This window comes from Streptomyces sp., assembly GCF_031181555.1.
GTDB lineage: Bacteria > Actinomycetota > Actinomycetes > Streptomycetales > Streptomycetaceae > Streptomyces > Streptomyces fimbriatus.
This window is the reverse complement of the sequence record NZ_JAPSKQ010000007.1, coordinates 18765-41615: the sequence shown is the minus strand read 5'-3', so window position 1 is coordinate 41615 and position 22851 is coordinate 18765. Positions and strand designations below refer to the sequence as shown.

Here is a 22851-nt window from a genome sequence, read left to right as displayed (position 1 = left end):
CTCCCTCGGTCAGTGGGCCGAGCGCACCGTCCGCAGGAACTCGCGCAGGATCCGCTCGCCGGCCAGGACGCCGCGTTCGGGCAGTGCCCTGATCGAGGGGGCCGTCCAGTCGGCGTCGGCCAGTTCGCCGTGGCCGGGGCGCCAGCCCTGGTCCGCGGCGAGGAGCAGATCGGCGTCCAGGAGGGAGTCGCCGGCGGCGAGGGTGAGGTCGGCGCCGGTGCGGCGGGCCACCTCGTGCATAGCCGCGCTCTTGGTGAGGGGCCCCGGCACAGCGTAGATCTTGCGGCCCTGCAGGGACACCGTCCAGCCGCGGTTCTCCGCCCACACCGCGAGCTCCTTCACCCACTCCTCGCGCAGCAGTTCCCGCTCGACGACGAGGTAGGCGAAGAGGTCCTCGGCGACGCGGTGCTTGCGCACCCAGACCGGGTCGGCGGTCCGCAGCAGATGCTCCTGCACCTCGGACAGCGGGGCGCACTCGTCGGCCAGGCGGGCGAGCACCCGCGCGTGCCAGTCCCGGTCGGACACGCCGTCGACCAGGAGGTGGCCGCCGTTGGCGCAGATCGCGTAGGTCGGCGCCGGGCCGGGGAGGTTGATGCGCTGGTACTGCTTGCGGGTGCGGGTCGTCGTGGGGACGAACACGGCCGTGTCACCGAGATCGGTGAGGAGTCCGGCCGCCGTCTCCGTCATGTAGGACAGGGGTCTGCTCTCGTGGACCTCCACGCACAGCAGCCGGGGCGCCCGAGCGTCCGGCATGGTCAGGGCCAGGGCGGCGGCGGAGTAGATGAGCGTGCGGTCGAGGTCACTGGCGACGAGGACGGGCATCAGAGCGTCACCGCCTTGCCGTCGGCGCCGGTCGCGCCCCGGGTGAACCGGGGGTGGATCAGTCCGACGCAGGTGTAGGGCAGGTCGGCGACCTCCTCGACGGGGACGCCCCGCTGCTCGGCGAGGAGGCGTACGTGGTCGAGGTCGCTGCCGGCTCCGGCCCGCGCCAGCACCTTCCAGGGCACGCGGCGCAGCAGCACCCGGGTGGTCTCGCCGACGCCGGGCTTGACGAGGTTCACGTCGTGGATGCCGTACTCCTCGCTGATGCGTTCGACCGCGGCCCAGCCCTCCCAGGTGGGGGTGCGGTCGGTGGCGAGCAGTTCCTTGGCCTGGGCGCAGGCCGCGTCCGCGACCTCCGGGAAGCGGTCGGAGACGGCGTCCAGGAAGGCCACGGAGACGTCCGCGTCGGCGAGTTCGCGGTAGAACTTGGCGCCGTGGAAGTCGTGCGGGCCGACCAGGTCGGCGCGGAGCACGGTGCGCGAGACCAGTCCGGAGACCGTCGAGTTGAGGCAGGCGGAGGGGATCAGGTAGTCCTCGCGGGTGCCGTAGGTGCGGACGCAGGAGCCGGGGTCGGCCAGGACCGCGATCTCCGGGTCGAAGCCGGTGATGCCCTCGGCCTTCTCGAACTCGGCGACCGCCTGGGCGAGTTCGCGGGTGATGGCGCCCTTGCCGGTCCAGCCGTCGACGAAGACGACGTCCCGGGGGTCGTGGTGGGCGGCCAGCCAGCGCAGCGCGTTGGTGTCGATGCCCCGGCCGCGGACGATGGAGACGGCGTAGTGGGGGAGGTCGAGGCCGTGCCGGTACCGGGCCCAGCGGCGCATCAGGATGCCGACGGGGGTGCCCGCGCGGGCCAGGGAGACGAGCACCGGGCGGGGGGACCGTTCGGTGAGCACCGTCTCGGTGACCACGCCCACCGCGTGGGCGAGGCGGGCCGCCGAGGCGTCCAGGGCCGCGCGGAACAGCTCCTGGTACTGCTCGCTCGGCTGGTACTCCACCGGCAGCGACTCCGCGTAGTGGGCGCCGCCGCTCTGGATGGCCTCCTCGCGCTCCTCGGTCGGCGCCTCCAGCGTCACGTCCGAGAGGTCCTGCAGCAGCCAGCCGACCTCCTCGGGCGGGTACGAGGAGAAGGCGGGGCCTCTGAGGGGCTCGGGCAGCATGGTGGCGGGCCTTTCGGGGGCGTCCGGTGCGACCGGTGCGTTCGAGGGGGCGGGTGCGTACGACGGTACGACCGCGAGGAGGACCTGAGGGGTGTGCGCGGCGAGCCGGGCGAGCAGGCCCCCGGGCGCGTGCAGTGCGGGGGTGTCGGCGGCCGAGTCGACGACGGCGACGACGGCGTCGAAGCCGGCACCGGCGACGTTGTAGGCGTAGCGCTCGCCGGGGCCGTCGGCGGGGTCGTCGTGGGCGGGGAAGACCAGCCGGGTGCGTATCGCGTAGCCGGGGTCGTCCACGGCGAGGACGGGCGAGCGGGTGGTGGTGGAGAAGCGCACCTCGGTGCCGGTCACCAGTTCCAGCTCACGGGCGAGACGGAGCGGCGCGTACATCAGCTCCTCGAAGCCGAGGACGAGCACCCGGCGGACACCGTCGGGCAGTGCCTCGGCGATCCGGGCGGCCATGGCGGGCAGGGCGCTCTCCAGGCGGGCGCGGTGGGCGGGCGTGAATCCGTGCCGTCCGCCGTCGGGCAGCCCGCGGGGCCACCCCAGCCCGACCCGCGTGATCCGCCCGGCCCCGGCGGCAGCGGCGGCGGACTCGGCCGCCCCCGCACCGGCACCGGACTCCGCCTCGTGCCGGGCCACCAGCTCCCGCCCCTTCTCCAGCACGCCCTCCGGCAGCCGGACCGTGCCCGAGGCGGTCGTCACCAGGTCGACGCGGGCGCCGATCCCACGGGCGAAGTCCTGCAGGCGGCCGGCGTCGGCGGGCGAGCGCACGTCGACCAGGGCGACCACGACGTAGCGGCGTCGCGGATAGCGGGCGTGCAGGTCACGGATGGTGTTCAGCACCGTGTTCCCGGTGGAGAACTCGTCGTCGACCAGGACCAGCGGGCCGTCCCCGGCCAGCAGCTCCGGGTCCTCCGGGAGCAGCAGGTGGGAGGTCGCGTGGGAGTGGGACTCCTCGAAGCCGCCGGCGGCGGCGACCCCGGGGACCGGGCGGCGGGTGGAGTGCAGGTAGGGGGCGAGGCCCAGGCCGTCGGCGACCGAGTGGCCGAGGCCGGTCGCGGTCTCCGCGTACCCGAGGACGACCGCCCGGCCCGCCTCGTCGCCCAGCAGTTCGCGCACCCGGCGACCGAGCGCGAAGCCGTGGCCGTACACGACGGACGGCGACTGGGGCACGTGCTTGCCGAGGACGTGGGACACCAGCAGGTGCGCCCGCTTCGGGTTGCGGCGCAGCGCCAGCCCCAGCAGCTCGGTGAGCCGGTCGTCCCCGACCAGCTCGACCCCGAGCCGCTGTGCGACCCAGCTCCCGGACCAGACGTCACCGCCGGTCCGTGCCGCTCCGTGGCGCACCGTTCGCCGCTCCCCCTCGTTCACTGCCTTCTCCATGGATTCCCTGCGGTCGGTCCGGTTCGTACGGTCGTGGTCACTCCGTCAGGCCCGCCGCGAGCAGTTCCACGAAGCCGATGTCCTCGTTCGCCACGCCGAAGACCTCGGCACGCAGCAGGATCCGCTCGGCCCAGGCGCGGTGCGGCTTCACCTCGTTCATCTTGTTGGTGTAGGCCGACCTCAGTACACCCCCACCGCCGCGTTCCGGCCGCAGGATGTCCTGGGCGTCGCTGAACTCCTCGTGGCTGACGACGGACAGCGCGTGCACCGGCAGCACGTGGGAGGGATGGATGCAGGTCTTGCCCAGCAGGCCGTTGGCCTGGTCGAGGGAGATCTCGCGCAGCAGACCGTCCATGGCGTGCTCGATCAGCGTCTCGCGCAGCGCCACGGCCTGCACCTCCAGGAAGGGGCTCTGCCGCAGCAGCGGCTTGAACATGCGCTCCTGGACCCGGAAGTACTCCCAGACCGGCCCGGTCACGGTGAATCCGGTGCCGTCGGCCCGGCCCAGCATGTTCACCACGTCGGCGATCACCGAGGCGACGACCTGGATGTCGTACGCCGTCATGTCGGGGCCCCTGCGCAGCCCGTAGGAGGAGCAGAAGTCGGTCACGCCGAGGCGCAGCGCGAGGACCCGGTCACGGAATTTGTCGACCGTGCGGTAGATGCCCTCCAGGGTCGCCACGCGCGACTCGCGGTAGAGCAGGTCGGGCGACTCCAGCACCGGCATGGCGAAGAGCCGGTGGCCGCTGCCGGCCTCGGCGGTGGTCAGCGCCTCCAGGAAGGGCAGGCCGCGTTCGGCGGTGAACTTCGGCAGGACGAATCCGGACAGCAGCCGGACGGCGGGGCCGAGGCGCCGGACCAGGTCGGGGATCTGCTCGGGGACGCGGACCCGTATGAACAGCAGCGGCAGATCCGCTCCGGGCCGTCCGGCCAGGTCCGTGAACTGGCGTACGAGGTTCTCCTCACCGGCGCCCACGTCCGCGTCGTCGATGGAGTCCTCCAGGCACAGCACCATCGAGACCACGCCGCGTCCGCCCTGCTTGACGACGTCGTCGGCGAGCCGGGGCCGGGTCGCGGGGCTGTAGAGGGTGGCGCCGAGGGCCGCGGAGAGCAGCCGGGCCGGGGAGTCCTGCGTGAACACGCCGGGCTCCCGGTAGAAAAGACGTTTCCGCACCTCAGGGGCGACGTGCCCGAAATGACGCATTGAACTCCCCTGTGGCTTCTGGGTGGCCTGTGGAAGGTAGGAGGAAGGTGGCCGGTAATAGTACGTAGAGATCGGTGTCGGAGGTTCCCGCGGACCGTGAACGTCAGGTAACCCTGCTGTGTCGCCCCCACACCCCCCGCATTGTCGTGACCAGGACGGAGAAGGCAGGATGACCGTATGACGCACGCGATGCTGAAGGGGTCGAACATCCCTCTGGAAGCCACCACGGTACGTGCCGTGCTGCGCTGGTCGCCCGGGCAGGGGGTGCCGGACGTCGACGCCTCCGCGCTGCTCCTCGGCCCCGACGATCGTGTGCGCTCCGACGAGGACTTCGTCTTCTACAACCAGCCCCGGCACCCCTCCGGGAAGGTGTGGCGGCTCGGCAAGAAACGCGTCGCCGAGGGCCTGACCGACACGATCCAGACAGATCTCGCCGGTGTCGAGTCCGGCGTGGGCCGGATCCTCCTGGTCGCGTCGGCGGACGGCGCCACGTTCGACCGCGTACGGGCGCTGCGCATTCTGCTGTACGACGCGCAGGCGGCCGACGGGGAGGCGCTGGCCCACTTCGACATCACGCCGGAGACGGGCCAGGAGACCGCGCTGATCTGCGGTGAGCTGTACCGGCGCGGGGACGGCTGGAAGTTCCGGGCGCTCGGCGAGGGCTATTCGAACGGGCTGAAGGGCCTGGCGACCGACTTCGGCATCTCGGTGGACGAGTCGGAGGCCGCGCAGGAGCCCGAGGCCGCCGACACCACCCAGCAGGCGCCCGCAACGGCGCAGACGCAGGTCCAGGCTCCGGACCGGACCCCTCCGGAGGCGCCGACCCAGCCGCACGCCCCGGTCGTGCCGCCGGCCCCCGAGGTGTCCCGGCCCCTGCCGCCCGAGCAGCCGGCGGGGGTGCCCGCACAGCCCGCGTACGGCTACCCGCCGCAGCAGCCCGCGGCGGCCCGGCCGGCCTACGGCTATCCGCACCCGGCCGGTCAGCCCGCCTACGGCTACCCGCAGGCGCCGGCCACGGCCGCCGCGGCGGGCGCGCCGTCCGGGTACGGCTTCCCGCCGCCGGCCGCCTCCGCCCCGGACCCCGACTTCCGGCTCCCGCCGCAGGGGCCGCAGTTCATCGGGCGGTAGCGGGTCCGTCCCGTCCGGCGTCCGTCCCGTCCGGCGTCCGGCCCGGCGGGCGGCCGCGGCCCCTCACCGCCCGGCCTTCGTCTTGTAGCCCCTGCCCCACTGCAGCCCCCACCCGTACAGCCGGTCCAGCTCCGCCTGGAACCCGTACACGAACTTCACCTCGCGGCGGACGACGATCTCGTTCTTGACGTTCTCGATCATCACCACCGCGCAGGAGCGGGCCTGCGGATGGCGTTCGTCGAGGCTGATCTCGATCCGCGGGCCGTTGCCGGGGTAGAGCGTGACCATGGCCTGGGTGCGGTCGAACGCGGGTGTCTGGTCGTAGATGTAGGCGAAGACCAGCAGGCGTTTGATGTTCTCGCGGTGGTCCAGGTTGACGTAGATCGTCTCCCCGGAGCCCGAGCCGAACCGGTCGTCGCCGCTGAGCTTGACGTACGGCGGCGCGTTGACGTCGCCGAGGAAGCCGCCGAGGGGCTGGACGACGCCCTTGGTGCCGTCCTGGAGCTCGTACAGGCAGCCGAGGTCGAGGTCCACGTTGACCATGCTCTGGCTGTGGCCGACGACCTCCGGCGGCTTGAGCGCCTTGAAGGGGTGGCGCAGCAGGCTCTCGCGCTGGGAGCCGCCCAGGTCGGAGGTGCGCATCCGCCAGCTCAGGTTGATCCGCAGATGGCCGGTGGCCGCACCCTGCTTGGTCAGGGACACCTGCGCGTGCCGCTTGGTCAGCTCGATGGCGTTGGTGGCCGCGTTGCCCGAGTCGAAGGCACTCTCGCGTCCGCGCCGCAGTCCGTCCAGGAAACCCATTCCCGCCCCAAGTCCAGTCGTCGAACCCCGCCACACCCCCGTTCCGGCCGTCCGGTACCCACCGGTCCCGGACGGCCGACGGGGCGGCCCCGAGGAGTGGTCCTCGGTGGCCGCCCCGTCGAGAGCGTTCCTCACCCGGAGGGCTGTCACACCCCGGAGGAGACCTCGGTCTTCGTGCCCGCGCTTCCCTCGGCCGCCGCCAGCCTCCTGTTGCGGCGGACGGAGGACCAGAAGGAGGCGCCGATCAGGATGACGCCGATGGAGCCGGTGATGAGCTCGTGGATCTCGTACCGGATGGTGACGAGCAGGATCATCGCCAGGGCGCCGATGGCGTAGTGCGCGCCGTGCTCGAGGTAGACGTACTCGTCCAGGGTGCCCTGGCGGACCAGGTAGACCGTGAGCGAACGGACGTACATGGCGCCGATGCCCAGACCCAGGGCCATCAGGACGATGTCGTTGGTGATGGCGAAGGCACCGATCACGCCGTCGAAGGAGAAGGACGCGTCCAGGACCTCGAGGTAGAGGAACATGAAGAACGCGGCCTTGCCGGCCAGGGCGACCGCCGAGCGGGGCTTGCCCTCGCGCGCGGCCTTCTCCTCCTCCTCGTGCTCGCGCTCCTCCTCCTCTTCGAGCTTGTCCTCGAAGAAGCCGGACAGGCCGCCCACGATCAGGTAGGTGATCAGACCGGCGACGCCGGAGAGCAGGACCGTGGACGACTTGTCGACGTGCGCCCCGCCGTGCTGGTGGGCGTGCGTCGCGAACGCCATGGCGGAGATCATCAGCACGATCAGCGCGATGCACACCGACAGCATGTCGACCTTGCCGAGCTTGGCCAGCGGGCGCTCCAGCCAGCCCAGCCACTTGATCTCCCGGTCCTCGAAGATGAAGTCGAGGAAGATCATCAGCAGGAACATGCCACCGAACGCGGCGATCGCCGGGTGGGCGTCGGTGACGAGTTCCTGGTAACGGTCCTTGTCGCTGAGCGCGAGGTCGACGGCCTCGATCGGACCGAGCTGGGCGCTGACGGCGACGATGACGACGGGGAAGACCAGCCGCATGCCGAAGACGGCGATCAGAATGCCGATGGTGAGGAAGATCTTCTGCCAGAAGGCATTCATCTTCTTCAGGATGCCGGCGTTGACCACCGCGTTGTCGAAGGACAGCGAGATCTCGAGGATGGAGAGAATCGCCACGATACCGAAGGCGGTCCACCCCCCGAAAAGGACCGCTGCGACCAGGCCGAGCGCGGTGACCGCGAACGACCAGCCGAAGGTTTTCAGAACCACTGGCTACCCCATGGTGTGTGTACGGGTCTCCCCCGCTGCCGTGATCGGCTTTACGAAACGTTGACTCCGAAGTCTAGAGCGATGCCTCGCAGCCCCGACGCGTACCCCTGTCCCACCGCACGGAACTTCCACTCACCCTGGTAACGGTAGAGCTCGCCGAAGATCATCGCGGTTTCGGTGGAGGCGTCCTCCGACAGGTCGTACCGGGCGAGTTCCTGGCCGTCCGCCTGGTTGACCACGCGGATGAAGGCGTTGCTGACCTGGCCGAAGGTCTGGCCGCGCTCGTCGGCCATGTGGATGGAGACCGGAAAGATGATCTTGTCGCACTGGGCCGGCACCTTGGAGAGGTCGACCAGCAGGGACTCGTCGTCGCCGTCGCCCTCGCCGGTGAGGTTGTCACCGGTGTGCTCCACCGAGCCGTCCGGACTCTTGAGCTGGTTGTAGAAGACGAACCATTCGTCGCCCATGACCCGGCCGCCGCTGCACATCAGTGCGCTGGCGTCGAGGTCGAAGGGGGCTCCGGTGGTGGAGCGCGCGTCCCAGCCGAGCCCGATCATCACCTGCGTGAGGTTCGGTGCGGCCTTGGACAGGGAGACGTTGCCTCCCTTGGCGAGCGTGACGCCCATGATGCTGGTCCCTCCCCGGGTGAAGTTTCTCAGGTGGTCCTGCGCGTCCGGCGCCGCACGTAAACCGTGCGGCGCCGGACGGTGCGGTCGTGCCGGACGACCGGGCTCGGGCGCGCCCGCCCGGGACGTGACCGTCTCAGACGTTCACGCCGAAGTCCTGCGCGATGCCGCGCAGGCCGGAGGCGTAGCCCTGGCCGATGGCGCGGAACTTCCACTCCGCGCCGTGCCGGTACAGCTCACCGAAGACCATGGCGGTCTCGGTGGACGCGTCCTCCGAGAGGTCGTAGCGCGCGATCTCGGCGCCGCCGTCCTGGTTGACGACGCGGATGAACGCGTTGCGCACCTGGCCGAAGGACTGCTGGCGGTTCTCGGCGTCGTAGATCGAGACCGGGAAGACGATCTTCTCGACGTCGGCCGGGACGGTCGCGAGGTTGACCTTGATCTGCTCGTCGTCGCCCTCGCCCTCACCGGTGAGGTTGTCACCGGTGTGCTCCACCGAGCCGTCCGGGCTCTTGAGGTTGTTGAAGAAGATGAAGTGCTGGTCGCTGGCGACCTTGCCCGAGTTGTTCAGCAGCAGCGCGCTGGCGTCCAGGTCGAAGTCGGTGCCGGTCGTGGTGCGGACGTCCCACCCCAGTCCGACGATGACCGCGGTCAGGCCCGGCGCCTCCTTGGTCAGCGATACGTTGCCGCCCTTGCTGAGGCTGACTCCCACGAGTCCTCCCTTGGTGTCCGGGGGCGGGGTGCCCCGTAGTGCGTTGGATGTCGGATCAACGAGTCGATCCTAGTGAGGGGTTCCCGGCCCTCGCAGGCCCTGGAGGCGAACGGTCACGGGGTGTCGAACGGTCACAGGGTGTCGAGCGCCTTCACGTACTCGCTCAGGTCACGGGCGTCCGGCAGACCGTTGACGACGGTCCAGCGCACGACCCCCTCCTTGTCGATGATGAAGGTCCCGCGCACGGCGCACCCCTTGTCCTCGTCGAAGACGCCGTACGCGCGCGAGACGTTGCCGTGCGGCCAGAAGTCGCTGAGCAGCGGGTACTCCAGGCCCTCCTGCTCGGCGAAGACGCGCAGGGTGTGAATGGAGTCGTTGGAGACGGCGAGCACCTGGGTGTCGCGGTCGGAGAACTGCGGCAGGTTGTCGCGGACCTCGCACAGCTCGCCGGTGCACACGCCGGTGAAGGCGAACGGGTAGAAGAGCACCACCACGTTCTTCCGTCCCCGGAAGTCGGACAACTTCACGGTGGCACCGTGGTTGTCCCTGAGTTCGAAGTCGGGGGCCTGGTCGCCGACCTGGATCGCCATCGTCGTGTTCATCCCTTCGGAGGGTGGTTCGCTCGGAACACCCTACGCAGGGAGCACGACAGGCCGACGGACGGGCTGACGCACGAGGTGGCCGGCCCGTCCGTGGCGTGATCTACCGCTTGGACTTCGCGGCCTTCGGTGTCGCCAGGCGGCTGCCGCTCCAGTCCTTGCCCACGCTGACGCTCTTGGACGCCGTCAGGCCTGCCGTGGTGGCGGCTTCCGAGATGTCACTCGGCTCCACATATCCCGAACGGCCGGTCTTCGGCGTGAGCAGCAGGATCGCGCCGCCCTCTTCGATATACGTGGTGGCATCCACCAGCGCATCCGTCAGGTCGCCGTCGTCGTCGCGGAACCACAGCACAACGGCGTCGGCCACGTCGTCGTACTCCTCGTCGACCAGGTCACTCTCGATGACGCCCTCAATGGCCTCGCGGAGCTCCTGGTCGACGTCGTCGTCGTAGCCGATCTCCTGGACCACCTGCCCGGGCTGGAACCCCAGCCTGGCGGCAGGGTTCGTCCGCTCCTCCGCGTGGTCCGCGGTCGCGCTCACGGGTTGCCTCCTGATCATGTCTTGGGAATAACTCAGCCACGCGCGTGCGCGAAGCATTGGCCGTAGTCCACACGGGCGGGACGGATCGCGCAAGTACCCGGCCGTCCAGACCGCCGAAACGGTGACGATCCCGACCGGGTCACCGCAACTCCAGGCACACCATCATGGTCCACAGTGACGCACACCACACCTTTGTGCCCTTTTTGGGCGTTTGGGAACCGTCTGCGGGGACGGGAGTCGAATGTACGTCTGCGGGTACGGGACCCGGAAACACACGAAGACATTCGCCCCCCGCACCATCCCCGCGCCACCGAGCCGGTCCCCCACCCGGACCGCATCCGGGTTACCTCTCGGTAGAGATGACGTTTGCGGTCCCGAGGTGGACCATGGGAGCGGCGCAAACCCGGCTGCATCAGCGACCCAGCAACCCTCTCACGGCCCTCTGACAGGTAAGGAACAGCGTGGCTTCCGCATCCGATCGCAACCCGATCATCATTGGCGGCCTTCCGAGTCAGGTTCCTGACTTCGACCCCGAGGAAACCCAGGAGTGGCTCGACTCCCTCGACGCCGCCGTCGACGAGCGCGGCAGGGAGCGGGCCCGTTATCTGATGCTGCGGCTGATCGAGCGGGCCCGCGAGAGGCGCGTGGCCGTGCCCGAGATGCGCAGCACGGACTACGTCAACACGATCCCCACGCGCGCGGAACCGTTCTTCCCGGGCAACGAGGAGATCGAGCGCAAGATCCTCAACGCGACCCGCTGGAACGCCGCGGTGATGGTCTCGCGCGCGCAGCGGCCCGGCATCGGGGTCGGCGGTCACATCGCCACCTTCGCGTCCTCCGCGTCGCTGTACGACGTGGGCTTCAACCACTTCTTCCGCGGCAAGGAGGAGGGCGACGGCGGCGACCAGGTCTTCTTCCAGGGGCACGCCTCCCCGGGCATCTACGCCCGCGCGTTCCTGCTGGACCGGCTGGGCGAGCAGCACCTGGACGGCTTCCGGCAGGAGAAGTCGAAGGCGCCGTACGCCCTGTCGTCGTACCCGCACCCGCGGTCGATGCCGGACTTCTGGGAGTTCCCGACGGTGTCGATGGGCCTCGGCCCGATCGGCGCGATCTACCAGGCGCGGATGAACCGCTACATGCACGCGCGCGGCATCGCGGACACCTCCAGGTCGCACGTGTGGGCGTTCCTCGGCGACGGCGAGATGGACGAGCCGGAGTCGCTGGGCCAGCTGTCCCTCGCCGCCCGCGAGGGCCTGGACAACCTCACCTTCGTCGTCAACTGCAACCTGCAGCGCCTCGACGGCCCGGTGCGCGGCAACGGCAAGATCATCCAGGAGCTGGAGTCGATCTTCCGGGGCGCCGGCTGGAACGTCATCAAGCTGATCTGGGACCGCTCCTGGGACCCGCTGCTCGCGCAGGACCGGGACGGCGTGCTGGTCAACAAGATGAACACCACGCCGGACGGCCAGTTCCAGACGTACGCCACCGAGACCGGCGCCTACATCCGCGACCACTTCTTCGGCGACGACCACCGGCTGCGCGCGATGGTCGAGAACATGTCCGACCACCAGATCCTCATGCTGGGCCGTGGCGGTCACGACCACCGCAAGATCTACGCGGCGTACAAGGCGGCGGTGGAGCACAAGGGCCAGCCGACGGTCATCCTCGCCAAGACCGTCAAGGGCTGGACGCTGGGCCCGAACTTCGAGGGCCGCAACGCCACGCACCAGATGAAGAAGCTGACGGTCGACGACCTCAAGCGCTTCCGTGACCGGCTGCACCTGCCGATCTCCGACAAGGACCTGGAGTCCGGCCCGCCGCCGTACTACCACCCGGGCCGGGACTCGGAGGAGATCCAGTACATGCACGACCGCCGCAGGTCGCTCGGCGGTTACGTGCCGACGCGCGTGGTGCGGTCGAAGCCGCTCGCCCTGCCGGACGACAAGACGTACGCGACCGTGAAGAAGGGCTCGGGCCAGCAGTCCATCGCGACGACCATGGCCTTCGTCCGGCTCCTCAAGGACCTCATGCGGGACAAGGAGATCGGCAAACGGTTCGTGCTGATCGCGCCGGACGAGTACCGCACGTTCGGCATGGACTCGTTCTTCCCGAGCGCGAAGATCTACAACCCGCTGGGCCAGCAGTACGAGGCCGTGGACCGGGATCTGCTGCTCGCCTACAAGGAGGCGCCGAACGGGCAGATGCTGCACGACGGCATCTCCGAGGCCGGCTGCACGGCCTCGCTCATCGCCGCCGGCTCGGCGTACGCCACGCACGGCGAACCCCTCATCCCGGTGTACGTCTTCTACTCGATGTTCGGTTTCCAGCGCACCGGCGACCAGTTCTGGCAGATGGCCGACCAGCTGGCGCGCGGTTTCGTGCTGGGTGCGACCGCGGGCCGTACGACGCTGACCGGCGAGGGCCTGCAGCACGCGGACGGCCACTCACAGCTGCTGGCGTCCACCAACCCGGCCTGCGTCGCGTACGACCCGGCCTTCGGGTACGAGATCGCGCACATCGTCAAGGACGGCCTGCGCCGGATGTACGGAAGCTCCGAGGAGCACCCGCACGGCGAGGACGTCTTCTACTACCTGACCGTCTACAACGAGCCCATCCAGCACCCGGCCGAGCCCACGGGCGTGGACGCCGAGGGCATCGTCAAGGGCCTCTACCGCTTCAGCGAGGGCACGGAGGGCTCCCTCCCGGCGCAGATCCTGGCCTCCGGTGTCGCGCTGCCGTGGGCGATCGAGGCGCAGCGGATCCTCGCCGCGGAGTGGGACGTGAGGGCCGACGTGTGGTCGGCGACCTCCTGGAACGAGCTGCGACGCGAGGCGGTGGCCTGCGAGGAGCACAACCTGCTGCACCCGGAGGAGGAGCAGCGCGTGCCGTACGTGACGCGGAAGCTCGCCGGGGCGCAGGGACCGGTGGTGGCGGTGTCGGACTGGATGCGGTCGGTGCCGGACCAGATCGCGCGCTGGGTGCCGGGGACGTACCAGTCGCTCGGCGCCGACGGCTTCGGCTTCGCGGACACGCGCGGGGCGGCCCGGCGGTTCTTCCACATCGACGCGCAGTCGATCGTGGTGGCGGTGCTGACGGAGCTGGCCCGGGAGGGCAAGGTCGACCGGTCCGTGCTGAAGCAGGCCATCGACCGCTACCAGCTGCTCGACGTCTCCGCGGCCGACCCGGGCGTGGCGGGCGGCGACGCGTAGGGCGTCACGGGTCACGGAGCGACGACGGACGGCGGCCCCCGCGGGCCGCCGTCCGTCGTTCCCTACGATGCCCCCCATGCCCGAACCCACTGCACTGGACCGCTGGGAGCGGCGTACCCAGGGCCCCCTGATGGCGCTGGCCGTCCTCTTCGCGGTCGCCTACGCCCTCCCGATCGTGGACCCGGACGCTCCGCGGGCCCTGCGGACCGCCTGCCACGCCGTGAACTGGGGGGTGTGGGGCGCGTTCACCGTCGACTACGCCGCCCGGCTGTGGCTGAGCGAGGACCGGATGCGTTTCGTGCGCGGCAACCCGTTGGCGCTGCTCGCGGTCGTCCTGCCGCTGGTGCAGCCGCTGCGGCTGCTCCGGCTGGTGTCGCTGCTGCTGCTCGCCGGGCAGCGGGCGCGTCTGGCGTCGCAGATCCGGGTCACGACGTATGTCGCGGGCTGCTGCCTGGGGCTGCTGGTCTTCGGCGCGCTGGCCGTGCTGGAGGTGGAGCGGGGCGAGCCCGGGGCGTCCATCCACACGCTGGGGGACGCGGTGTGGTGGGCGTTCACGACGATGACCACCGTGGGGTACGGCGACATGGCACCGACCACCGGGCTGGGGCGGATGCTGGCGATCGGGCTGATGCTCTCCGGGATCGCGCTGCTCGGTGTCGTCACCGCGAACATCGCGGCCTGGTTCATCGCGCGGTTCGAGATGGACGACGCGGAGGAGCGCCGGCAGACGGCGGCCATCGAGGCGCTGACGGAGGAGGTCCGGGCCCTGCGGGGAGAGGTCGCGACGCTGCGGGAGTCGGCGGCGGGCCGGGGTACCGGAGCACCGCGCGGACCGGCATGAGCGAGGGCCCCCGGCGCCCCACCGGAGACCCTCGCTCGCACCCGGGTCAGAACATGCCGTACCCGGGGGTCGCTCCGGCCAGCCAGATGACGGCCAGGAGCGTGTCGATGGCGCCCAGGACGACGGCGACCACGGCCGGTACCGGGCGGGAACCCGCCCAGCTGCGGCCCATGGCGAGCCAGCCGCAGACGATCGCCGCGGGGCCGAGGACGATCCCCAGCACGAAGAATCCGGCGACCGCGCAGATGACTCCGACGATCCCGAGCGTCGCGCGATCCGGCCCGGTCCGTAGCCCCGTCCGGCCACGTGAGCGGGGGTGCCTGCGCGTTCCGTGTCCGAAGCTCGCCATCGTCAACTCCCTGAACCCCTTGGTCGACTGGGGTGGTTCCGGGGTTCGTCGTCATGGCGGGTACCCCCGCTTCGGCCGTGAATTCACGTGGTACGGACGGCAGTAGGCGCGCCGCCCCCCTCCGGCAGCGCGCCGCAACCGCCGTCCTCCCTGCCCTGCGGAGGACGTGACCCACTGTGACCCGCGGTGCCCTCCCCGGGGGAGGGATCACCGCGCGGGTTCGCCCTGATAGGCGAATTCGGCCCCGTGTGCGTCGGACGTCGCGTCAGATGTGGCCGACGCCCGCGCCGGCCTCCGCGTTCTCACCGCGCTTGGTGAGGAACGCGACCAGCACCGCCACGGCGGCGACTCCGGCGGCGACCAGGGACGCCAGGCTCATGCCGGAGAGGAAGGTGTCGTGCGCGACGTCGGTGATCTTCGCGGCGACCGCCTCGGGCGTGCCCTCGGCCACCGGCGCCGCACCGACCTGGACGGCCTCGGCGGCCTGGTCGGCCTGTTCCGGGGTGAGCGGCGGAAGCCCGGCGTCCGCCCAGTTGCCCTCGAGGTCGCTGTCGACCTTCGAGGCCATCACGGCGCCCAGCACGGCCGTACCGAGGCTGCCGCCGATCTGCATGGCGGCCTGCTGGAGACCGCCGGCGACACCGGAGAGCTCCATCGGCGCGTTGCCGACGATGACCTCGGTGGCGCCGACCATGACGGGGGCGAGGCCGAGGCCCAGCAGGGCGAACCAGAGCGACATCACGGCGCTGCCGGTCCCCTTGTCCAGCGTCGACATGCCGTACATGGCGAGCGCGGTGAGGGCCATGCCGCCGGCCAGCGGGATGCGCGGGCCGACCTTGGTGATCACCGCACCGGCGAGCGGCGAGCCGACGATCATCATGCCGGTGAGCGGCAGCAGGTGCAGACCGGCGTCGACCGGGCCCAGGCCGTGCACGTTCTGCAGGTAGAAGGTGACGAAGAACAGGCCGCCCATGAAGGCGATGGCCATCAGGATCATCAGCACGACACCCGCGGACAGCGGGACGGAGCGGAACAGGGCCAGCGGGATCAGCGGCTCCTTGACCTTCGTCTCCCAGAAGGAGAAGAGCCCGAAGCCGACGATCGAGGCGAAGACGAACGCCCAGGTCTTGCCGTCGCCCCAGCCCCACTCGGGGGCCTTGATCAGGGCCCAGACGAGACAGAACATCGCGCCGGACAGCAGGGCGATGCCGGGGATGTCGAAGGAGCGCGGGGCGTTCTCCGCGCGGTGGTCCAGCAGGATCCACACGCCGAGGGCGACGGCGAGGACGCCGACCGGCACGTTGATGAAGAACACCGACTGCCAGTTGACGTGCTCGACGAGCACACCGCCGAGGATCGGACCGCCCGCGGTGGAGGCACCGATGACCATGCCCCAGATGCCGATGGCCATGTTGAGCTTCTCGGCCGGGAAGGTGGCCCGCAGCAGACCGAGCGCGGCCGGCATCAGCAGCGCGCCGAACAGGCCCTGGAACACGCGGAAGACGACGACCATCGCGATGCTGTCGGACAGGCCGATGGCACCCGAGGCGGCGGCGAAGCCCACGACGCCTATGAGGAAGGTCTGCCGGTGGCCGAAGCGGTCACCGAGCTTGCCCGCGGTGATCAGGGAGACCGCGAGGGCGAGGAAGTAGGCGTTGGTGATCCACTGGAGCTCCGACAGGGTGGCGCCCAGATCGTCACCGATGGCCGGGTTCGCGATGGCCACGATGGTGCCGTCGAGGGCCACCATCATGACCCCCACGGCGACGGTGATCAGGGTGAACCAGGAGTGCCCGCGCAGCCCTCTGCCCGGTGTCGCGCCCGACGGGGCAGCCGGTGCCTCGTCCCCCGGCCCCGTCGTGTCGATGGTGGTCTGACTAGTCATGTGTTCGAGGCTAGTGACAGCCGCTGACACTTGACAAACCAATTCACCAGTCAGTAACTGACAGGACACTCGCGTATAGCCTGAGCTGGAGAAACAGTGCGAGGAGGACCAATGAGGAGGGCCGGGACCGTCACGGGTGCGGTGCCGCGACCGGGTCTGCGGGAGCGCAAGAAGCAGCGCACCCGGGACGCGCTGGTCCGGGCCGCACTGGAGCTGTTCGCCACGCGCGGGTACGAGGGCACGACCGTCGACGACATCGCCGCGGCCGCCGACGTCTCGCAGCGCACCTTCTTCCGCTACTTCGCCAGCAAGGAGGAGGTGACGTTCTTCGTCCCGCGGCTCGCCGAGTCGCACGTCGTCGAGGCCGTGCGCGGGCGTCCGCCGGGCGAGGCGCCGCTGGAGACGCTGCGCCGGGCCGTCCTGGACAGCTGGGACGACATCCACGCGACCATCGAGCAGCTCGTGCCCCTCGACCTGCACCTGCGGGTCTACCGGGTGATCGAGTCGACACCGGCGCTGCTCGCCGCCCATCTGCGGCGCGCGACGGAGCTGGAGGAGGAGCTGGCGCGCATCATCGCCGAGCGCGAGGGGCTGGACCTGGACGCCGATCCCCGGCCGCGGGTCCTGGTGGCCGCCTTCGGCGGGGTGATCCGGGTGACGGAACGGCTGTGGTCGGCCGGGGACGACATCAGCGTCGCCGCCATGCACGACCTGATGGCGGCCTACCTGGACCGGCTGGGGCCGGCGCTCGCGGAGAACTGGCGTACGGACCGAGCCCCGGATCGGCGCACTGAAACGTGAGACCGGTCACTTGGCGCACGCGAGACCCTCCCGTTCTCCTAGTGTGTCCTTTCAGTGACTTCCTTCGACACCTCTCCGCAACTGAACGTCTGGCGCGCGCTGCTCGTGTTCGCCGTCGTCTTCGTGATGCTGGCGACCACCGGCTGGACGGCACTGCGCAGCCAGCGGGAGGTGCCCCCTCTCCAGGCGTCGCTCAGCGCCTGGGGGAAGGGCCGCATAGCCGGTCACCGGCTGCCGGACCCGCAGTCGGCGCCCTCGCGGCTGGCCCGGTTCTTCGCCTCCCTCACCGAGGGGCAGCGGGCGGCCCTCGCCCGCCGTTATCCGCTCGCGGTCGGCAACATGAACGGCGCACCGGTCGCCCTGCGCTACCGCGCCAACCGCATCGCGCTGGCCCAGGCCCGCGAGGTCGAGCTGAAACGCGTGCGCGACAGCCGCCTCACGCCCGCGGGGCAGCAGCAGGCGGCCCGCCGGACGGACCGCTTCGAGGCGCTGATGCGCCCCGGCCGCCGCATCCTCGCCTTCGACCCGTCGGGCCCGGGCCGGGTCGCCGAGGTCTTCGGTGACCTGCGCACGGCCGACCGGGTCTCGGTCGTCGTCCCCGGCTCCGACACGGACCTGCTCACCTTCCAGCGTGCGGACCGCAGGTACGCGGCGCCCGTCGGCATGGCCAGGTCCCTGTACGCGGCCGAGCGCGAGGCCGCCCCCACGACCCGTACCGCCGTGATCGCCTGGGCCGACTACACCGCCCCCAGCGGGCTGGGCATGGACGCGGCCACGGCGATGCGCGCCGAGGACGGCGCGGTGCGGCTGAACGCGATGCTGCGCGGGCTGCCCGGGAAGACCCCGGTCTCGCTGTTCTGCCACAGCTACGGCTCCGTGGTGTGCGGGCTCGCCGCGCCCGCGCTGCCGGGCCGGGTGGCCGACATAGCGGTGGCCGGCAGTCCCGGGATGCGGGTCGAGAAGGCCTCCCAGCTGGACACCTCCGCGCGGGTGTGGGCGATGCGGGACGCCGACGACTGGATCCAGGACGTGCCGTACCTGGAACTCGGCGGCCTGGGACACGGAGCCGATCCGGTGGCCGCGGGGTTCGGGGCGCGGGTGCTGTCGGCGCGGGAGGCGCAGGGGCACAGCGGGTACTTCGAACCGGGCACGGACAGCCTGCGGAACTTCGCCGGGATCGGTGTCGGCGCGTACCGCGCGGTGTCCTGCGCCCACGAGGACGACGTCTGCCGGGCGGGTTTGTCCGGCACGGCGGCCACCGGACGCGCGTAGAGGCGGAGAAACTGCGGTATGCGCGGGGAGAGGACGAAGAAGCTCGTGCCGCATACGATGAGCCGCATGGGTGACGTACTGGCCGGATTTCATGCCGCCTGGGAGTTCGAGTCCGACTCCGTGCTCATCCGTTACGAACGGGGGATTCGAACACCCAAGCTGTTCCAGGCACTCGGGGAACGACGCATACCCCTCGAGGCGATCGAGGGGGTGACCCTGGCCCCCGGCAAGCGCGGCACCGTGGTCCTGCGCGTCGCACCACGGCCCGGTGCCGATCCGCTCATGGAGGCGGCCGCCGGGCAGCTGAAGGAGAGCTCCGACCCGTACCGGCTGGTGCTGCCCGCCGAGCGCGAGACGCTCGCCGAGTACTACGCCGACGAACTGCGCGGCCTGCTCACCGAGTCCGGACCGGCCGAACGTCATCTGGTGGCGGCACCCGAAACGCCGCGCCAGTTCAAGGCGTACGACGGGAAGGCGTCCTTCGACGGGACGTCGGTGTCCTTCCGCTGGTTCTGGACGGGCGCCTCGTCGGCCAAGTGGAAGGCCGGCGACCAGCGCTTCCCCATCGGCGAGCTGAGCGGCGTGGAGTGGCGGTCGCCCGAGGTGTTCGAGGGACACCTGCGGCTGCTGCGCCGGGACGCGGGGGCGCCTCCCGCGCAGGCCGACCAGGACCCGGCGGCCGTGGTGTTCGGGCTCGGCTACGGACCGGTGCACGAGTCACTGCCGTTCGCCGCCGCCGTGCTGGCGGCGGTGCGCACCTGCGAGCCGGTGCCCGCGGTGGCCGCGGCACCGCGCCGCGACCCCGCGGACATCGCCGACCGCATCCGCCACCTGGGGGAACTTCATCAGGCGGGGCTGGTGACGGACGAGGAGTTCTCCGTGAAGAAGGCGGAGTTGCTGGCGGAGCTGTAGCGTCCGCCGGGTTCACTCCCTGCCCGCGGAGGTGAACGCCATGTCCGCGTAGCGGTCGCCGGCCACCTTGCCCGCGATCGGGTCCAGCCGGGCCAGTTCCTCGTCCGTGAGGACGATCCGCGTCGCCGCCGTGTTCTCCTCCACCCGGGCCGGCTTGCGCGTGCCGGGGATCGGGACGACCGGGAGGCCGTGGACGGCGGCCTGCTGGTGGACCCAGGCCAGGGCGATCTGGCCCGGGGTGGCGTCGTGGGCCTCGGCGATCGCACGGACCGGCTCGAGCAGGGCCGCGTTGGCCGCCGCGTTCTCCCCGGTGAACCGGGGCATCCGACGGCGGAAGTCGTCGGCCGTGAGGTCCTGGTCGGCGTCGGCGAAGGAGCCGGTCAGAAAGCCCCGCCCGAGCGGCGAGTACGGCACGAGCGTCACGCCCAGCTCGCGGGCGGCCGGTACCACCTTCGCCTCGATGTCCCGGCTGAACAGCGACCACTCCGACTGCACGGCGGCGATCGGGTGCACGGCGTGCGCGGCGCGGAGCTCACCGGCCGTGACCTCGCTCAGGCCCAGCTGCTTGACCTTGCCCTCGCGGACCAGCTCGGCCATGACGCCGACGGTCTCCTCGATCGGCACGTTCACATCGCGCCGGTGCATGTAGTAGAGGTCGATCACGTCGACGTCCAGGCGCTTCAGGCTCGCCTCGACGGCCCGGCGGACGTACGGCGCGTCGTTGCGGATGATCCGCCGGGTCGGGTCGTCCGGCGGGATCGACAGGGCGAACTTGGTCGCGATGACCACCTCGTCCCGGTGCGCCGCGAAGAAGGGGGACAGGAACCGCTCGTTCTCCCCCGCCCCGTACGCGTCCGCCGTGTCGTAGAGCGTGACGCCGAGTTCCAGCGCCCGCTCCAGGGTGGCCCGGGAGGCCTCCGCGTCGGCGGGGCCGTAGGCGAAGCTCATCCCCATGCAGCCGAGGCCCTGCACGCCCACCTCGGGGCCGCCGTCGCCCAGTGCCGCCGTCGCGATCCTGTCGTTCGTCATCGCGTCCTCTCCGACGCCAGGGCGCGCCCGGCGTCCGCGTAGAAGCTGATCTTCCGGTCGAGTACGGCGAGGGTGCCCTGGAGCTCGGCGATCCGGGCCAGCACGTCCTCGCGGGTCTCCTTGAGCAGTTCGAAACGCTCGGTGTACGTGTGGTCCCCGGCGCGGACCAGTTCCGCGTACCGCACCATGTCCGCGACCGGCATCCCGGTCAGGCGGAGCTTGCCGACGAGGGCGAGCCAGTCGAGGTCGCGGTTGCTGTAGCGGCGCTGGCCGGTGTGGGACCGGTCGATGTGCGGCATCAGCCCGATGCGCTCGTACCAGCGCAGGGTGTGCGCCGTCAGCCCGGTGAGGGCGGCGACCTCGCTGATCGTGTACGTGTCCTCGCCGTCCGGCCGCCGGTTCCCCTGCGGCGGCCCGGCGCAGGTGTCGGTGGTCCTGGTGTCCGTGGTCTCCGTCACCGTCATGGGCCCCACGCTAGAACGCTGGAGTGCACTCCAGGCAAGCACGCGCGGCGGGATCGGCGGAATGCCCCGCCGGGCCGCGGGCCCGGGTCCGGCCCCTCTGCCCGCACCGTCCCGCGAACGCTTAGGCTCGACGGCATGTCGCTGAAGAGCCTCGCGTTGATCGAGAACTGGCCGGTTCCCACCGCCGCGGCGGGTGTCGTGCGTGCGGACGGCACCGCCTTGGGCACCCACGGGCCGGCCGGCCACCGCTTCCCGCTGGCCTCGGTCACCAAGCCGCTCGCCGCCTACGCGGTGCTCGTGGCGTACGAGGAGGGCGCGATCGAGCTGGACGAGCCGGCGGGCCCCGAGGGCTCCACCGTCCGGCACCTGCTCGCGCACACCTCGGGGCTGGCCTTCGACGAGCACCGGGTGACCTCGGCGCCCGGGGAGCGGCGGCTGTACTCGAACGCCGGGTTCGAGCAGCTGGGGGACCACGTCGCGAAGGCGACGGAGATCCCGTTCGCGGAGTACCTGCGGCAGGCGGTGCTTCAGCCGCTCGGCATGACGTCGACGTCGCTGGAGGGCTCCCCCGCCAAGGACGGCGTGTCCACGGTGGAGGACCTGCTGCGCTTCGCCGCCGAGGTCCAGGCCCCGCGCCTCCTCGACCCCCGCACGGTCGCCGAGGCGATGACGGTCCAGTACCCGGGCACCAAGGGCGTCCTGCCGGGCTACGGCCACCAGAACCCCAACGACTGGGGCCTCGGCTTCGAGATCCGCGACTCCAAGTCCCCGCACTGGACGGGCGGTTCGTCCTCGCCGCGCACCTTCGGCCACTTCGGGCAGTCGGGCACGTTCCTGTGGGTCGACCCGGACGCGCGGGCCGCGTGCGTGGCGCTCACCGACCGCGCCTTCGGCCCCTGGGCGATCGAGGCGTGGCCGCCGTTCACCGACGCGGTGCTCGCCGAGCTCTAGGCCCTGTCGTCGAACTCGCGTGGTCCGCCCGGAGGGCGGGCCATGCGGCGTCAGGCGCGCTCTCCGGGGATCCCCCTGCTCGAAGGGCCTGGGAGTGCCGGGCCCTGAGCCTCGTACCGGACGTACCCGGGTCGGGGCCCGGTGCGGCGAGAGCGCGTGCACGGCGTCGCGAGGCGGACGGGAGTCCGACGACAGGGCCTAGTTCCCGTCCGGCGGCGGGCGCATCTCCCACAGCAGCAGCTCGGCCGTCGCGCTCACGGCGGCCGCCTCGACGTCCTCGGCGTCCGTGATCCGCGCCGCGTCGCCCGGCCCCAGCCGTTCCCCGTCCAGCAGGACCTCGCCGCGCACCACGTGGGCGTACACGTGCGCGGCGTCGGGGACGGCGGTCCGCTCGCCCGCCGCGAGACGGCGCACGTGGAGCAGCGCGCCCGCCTCCGGGAGGGCGTACGGGGTCGAGTCGGCCACCCCGCGGACGACCTCGTAGCGGGGGTCGCCCCCGGGCTCGTGCGGGGCCAGCCACATCTGGAGGAAGACCAGGGGGGCCGGGCCGTCGTTGCGCTCCACGTGCCGCACCCCGGACGCCGCGCTCAGGCGCTGCACGTCGCCGGGGCGGACCACCGTCTCCCGCCCCGTGGAGTCCCGGTGGGTCAGCTCGCCCTCCACCACCCAGGTCACGATCTCGGTGTGGCTGTGCGGGTGCTCGTCGAAGCCCGCGCCGGGGGCCAGGTGCTCCTCGTTGCAGGCGATGACCGCGCCGAAGCGGAGGTTGCCGGGGTCGTAGTGGGGGCCGAAGGAGAAGGCGTGCCACGTCTCGATCCCGGCCGCCGGATCACCGCCCCGGTAGCGCTCGTGCGCGCGTCGTACGTCCATCACGCCGTCCAC

At 71.3% G+C, this 22851-nt stretch carries 21 protein-coding genes; 7 read left to right on the top strand and 14 right to left on the bottom strand.

Going from position 1 to position 22851, the window contains the following annotated elements; all coding sequences use genetic code 11:
• Positions 1-9 precede the first annotated feature (9 nt).
• From RIM90_RS02955 to RIM90_RS02945, 3 genes are read right to left on the bottom strand one after another with little or no spacing between them, the layout of a single operon-like run.
• A complete protein-coding gene (locus tag RIM90_RS02955; RefSeq protein ID WP_309058921.1) occupies positions 10-822 on the bottom strand; it encodes an HAD family hydrolase in 813 nt (270 codons plus the stop codon).
• Positions 822-3359, bottom strand: a complete 2538-nt coding sequence (locus RIM90_RS02950; protein WP_309058920.1) for a phosphoribosyltransferase — start codon at positions 3357-3359, stop codon at positions 822-824. The genes RIM90_RS02955 and RIM90_RS02950 overlap by 1 nt, the downstream gene beginning before the upstream one ends.
• A gap of 37 nt (positions 3360-3396) precedes the next feature.
• Positions 3397-4563 (bottom strand): HpcH/HpaI aldolase/citrate lyase family protein, encoded by a 1167-nt coding sequence (locus RIM90_RS02945; protein ID WP_309058919.1) that lies wholly within the window; start codon positions 4561-4563, stop codon positions 3397-3399.
• A 177-nt stretch (positions 4564-4740) separates the two neighbouring features.
• Here RIM90_RS02945 and RIM90_RS02940 point away from each other — a divergent pair, with 177 nt between their 5' ends.
• Entirely contained in the window at positions 4741-5691 is a 951-nt protein-coding gene (locus RIM90_RS02940) for a TerD family protein (RefSeq protein WP_309058918.1), read from the top strand.
• Between the two features lie 63 nt (positions 5692-5754).
• Here the strand turns inward: RIM90_RS02940 and RIM90_RS02935 are convergent, their stop codons facing one another.
• The 6 genes from RIM90_RS02935 to RIM90_RS02910 form a co-directional block, all read right to left on the bottom strand.
• Entirely contained in the window at positions 5755-6492 is a 738-nt protein-coding gene (locus tag RIM90_RS02935; RefSeq protein ID WP_309058917.1) for a Tellurium resistance, read from the bottom strand.
• A gap of 146 nt (positions 6493-6638) precedes the next feature.
• Entirely contained in the window at positions 6639-7778 is a 1140-nt protein-coding gene (locus RIM90_RS02930) for a DUF475 domain-containing protein (protein WP_309058916.1), read from the bottom strand.
• A gap of 50 nt (positions 7779-7828) precedes the next feature.
• Entirely contained in the window at positions 7829-8404 is a 576-nt protein-coding gene (locus RIM90_RS02925) for a TerD family protein (RefSeq protein WP_309058915.1), read from the bottom strand.
• 136 nt (positions 8405-8540) lie between these two features.
• The gene (locus tag RIM90_RS02920; protein ID WP_309058914.1) at positions 8541-9116 is read right to left on the bottom strand and encodes a calcium homeostasis/redox stress adaptation protein; all 576 of its coding nucleotides are present in this window, start codon (positions 9114-9116) and stop codon (positions 8541-8543) included.
• A gap of 131 nt (positions 9117-9247) precedes the next feature.
• On the bottom strand, positions 9248-9706 hold the full coding sequence (locus RIM90_RS02915; RefSeq protein WP_309058960.1) for a peroxiredoxin: 459 nt from the start codon (positions 9704-9706) through the stop codon (positions 9248-9250).
• Between the two features lie 112 nt (positions 9707-9818).
• Positions 9819-10256, bottom strand: coding sequence for a DUF3052 domain-containing protein (locus RIM90_RS02910; protein WP_166461481.1), 438 nt, complete (start codon positions 10254-10256; stop codon positions 9819-9821).
• Between the two features lie 461 nt (positions 10257-10717).
• Here RIM90_RS02910 and aceE point away from each other — a divergent pair, with 461 nt between their 5' ends.
• Both aceE and RIM90_RS02900 read left to right on the top strand, forming a co-directional pair.
• Positions 10718-13465 (top strand): pyruvate dehydrogenase (acetyl-transferring), homodimeric type, encoded by a 2748-nt coding sequence (gene aceE / locus RIM90_RS02905; RefSeq protein WP_309058913.1) that lies wholly within the window; start codon positions 10718-10720, stop codon positions 13463-13465.
• 76 nt (positions 13466-13541) lie between these two features.
• Entirely contained in the window at positions 13542-14306 is a 765-nt protein-coding gene (locus RIM90_RS02900; protein WP_309058912.1) for a potassium channel family protein, read from the top strand.
• 46 nt (positions 14307-14352) lie between these two features.
• Here the strand turns inward: RIM90_RS02900 and RIM90_RS02895 are convergent, their stop codons facing one another.
• Together RIM90_RS02895 and RIM90_RS02890 are read right to left on the bottom strand one after the other, a co-directional pair.
• A complete protein-coding gene (locus RIM90_RS02895) occupies positions 14353-14655 on the bottom strand; it encodes a small hydrophobic protein (RefSeq protein WP_309058911.1) in 303 nt (100 codons plus the stop codon).
• Positions 14656-14920: 265 nt separating this feature from the next.
• Positions 14921-16540, bottom strand: coding sequence for an MFS transporter (locus RIM90_RS02890; RefSeq protein ID WP_309058910.1), 1620 nt, complete (start codon positions 16538-16540; stop codon positions 14921-14923).
• 111 nt (positions 16541-16651) lie between these two features.
• Here RIM90_RS02890 and RIM90_RS02885 point away from each other — a divergent pair, with 111 nt between their 5' ends.
• The 3 genes from RIM90_RS02885 (at position 16652) to RIM90_RS02875 (ending at position 19525) form a co-directional block, all read left to right on the top strand.
• Positions 16652-17341 carry a TetR family transcriptional regulator gene (locus RIM90_RS02885; protein WP_309058909.1) on the top strand — a complete coding sequence of 230 codons (690 nt, stop codon included), beginning with the start codon at positions 16652-16654 and terminating at the stop codon, positions 17339-17341.
• A 54-nt stretch (positions 17342-17395) separates the two neighbouring features.
• The gene (locus tag RIM90_RS02880) at positions 17396-18613 is read left to right on the top strand and encodes an alpha/beta hydrolase (protein ID WP_309058908.1); all 1218 of its coding nucleotides are present in this window, start codon (positions 17396-17398) and stop codon (positions 18611-18613) included.
• A 66-nt stretch (positions 18614-18679) separates the two neighbouring features.
• A complete protein-coding gene (locus RIM90_RS02875; RefSeq protein ID WP_309058907.1) occupies positions 18680-19525 on the top strand; it encodes a DUF4429 domain-containing protein in 846 nt (281 codons plus the stop codon).
• A gap of 12 nt (positions 19526-19537) precedes the next feature.
• On the opposite strand, the gene RIM90_RS02870 is transcribed toward RIM90_RS02875, so the two are convergent.
• Together RIM90_RS02870 and RIM90_RS02865 are read right to left on the bottom strand one after the other, a co-directional pair.
• Positions 19538-20554: an aldo/keto reductase gene (locus RIM90_RS02870; protein WP_309058906.1), complete on the bottom strand. Its 1017-nt coding sequence runs from the start codon at positions 20552-20554 to the stop codon at positions 19538-19540.
• Positions 20551-21018 (bottom strand): MerR family transcriptional regulator, encoded by a 468-nt coding sequence (locus tag RIM90_RS02865; protein ID WP_309058905.1) that lies wholly within the window; start codon positions 21016-21018, stop codon positions 20551-20553. Before RIM90_RS02865 ends, RIM90_RS02870 begins: the two co-directional genes overlap by 4 nt.
• A 135-nt stretch (positions 21019-21153) precedes the next feature.
• Between RIM90_RS02865 and RIM90_RS02860 the strand changes: the two genes are divergently transcribed.
• Positions 21154-21969, top strand: a complete 816-nt coding sequence (locus RIM90_RS02860) for a serine hydrolase domain-containing protein (RefSeq protein ID WP_309058904.1) — start codon at positions 21154-21156, stop codon at positions 21967-21969.
• A 198-nt stretch (positions 21970-22167) separates the two neighbouring features.
• Here the strand turns inward: RIM90_RS02860 and RIM90_RS02855 are convergent, their stop codons facing one another.
• A complete protein-coding gene (locus tag RIM90_RS02855; protein WP_309058959.1) occupies positions 22168-22839 on the bottom strand; it encodes a pirin family protein in 672 nt (223 codons plus the stop codon).
• Positions 22840-22851: the final 12 nt, after the last annotated feature.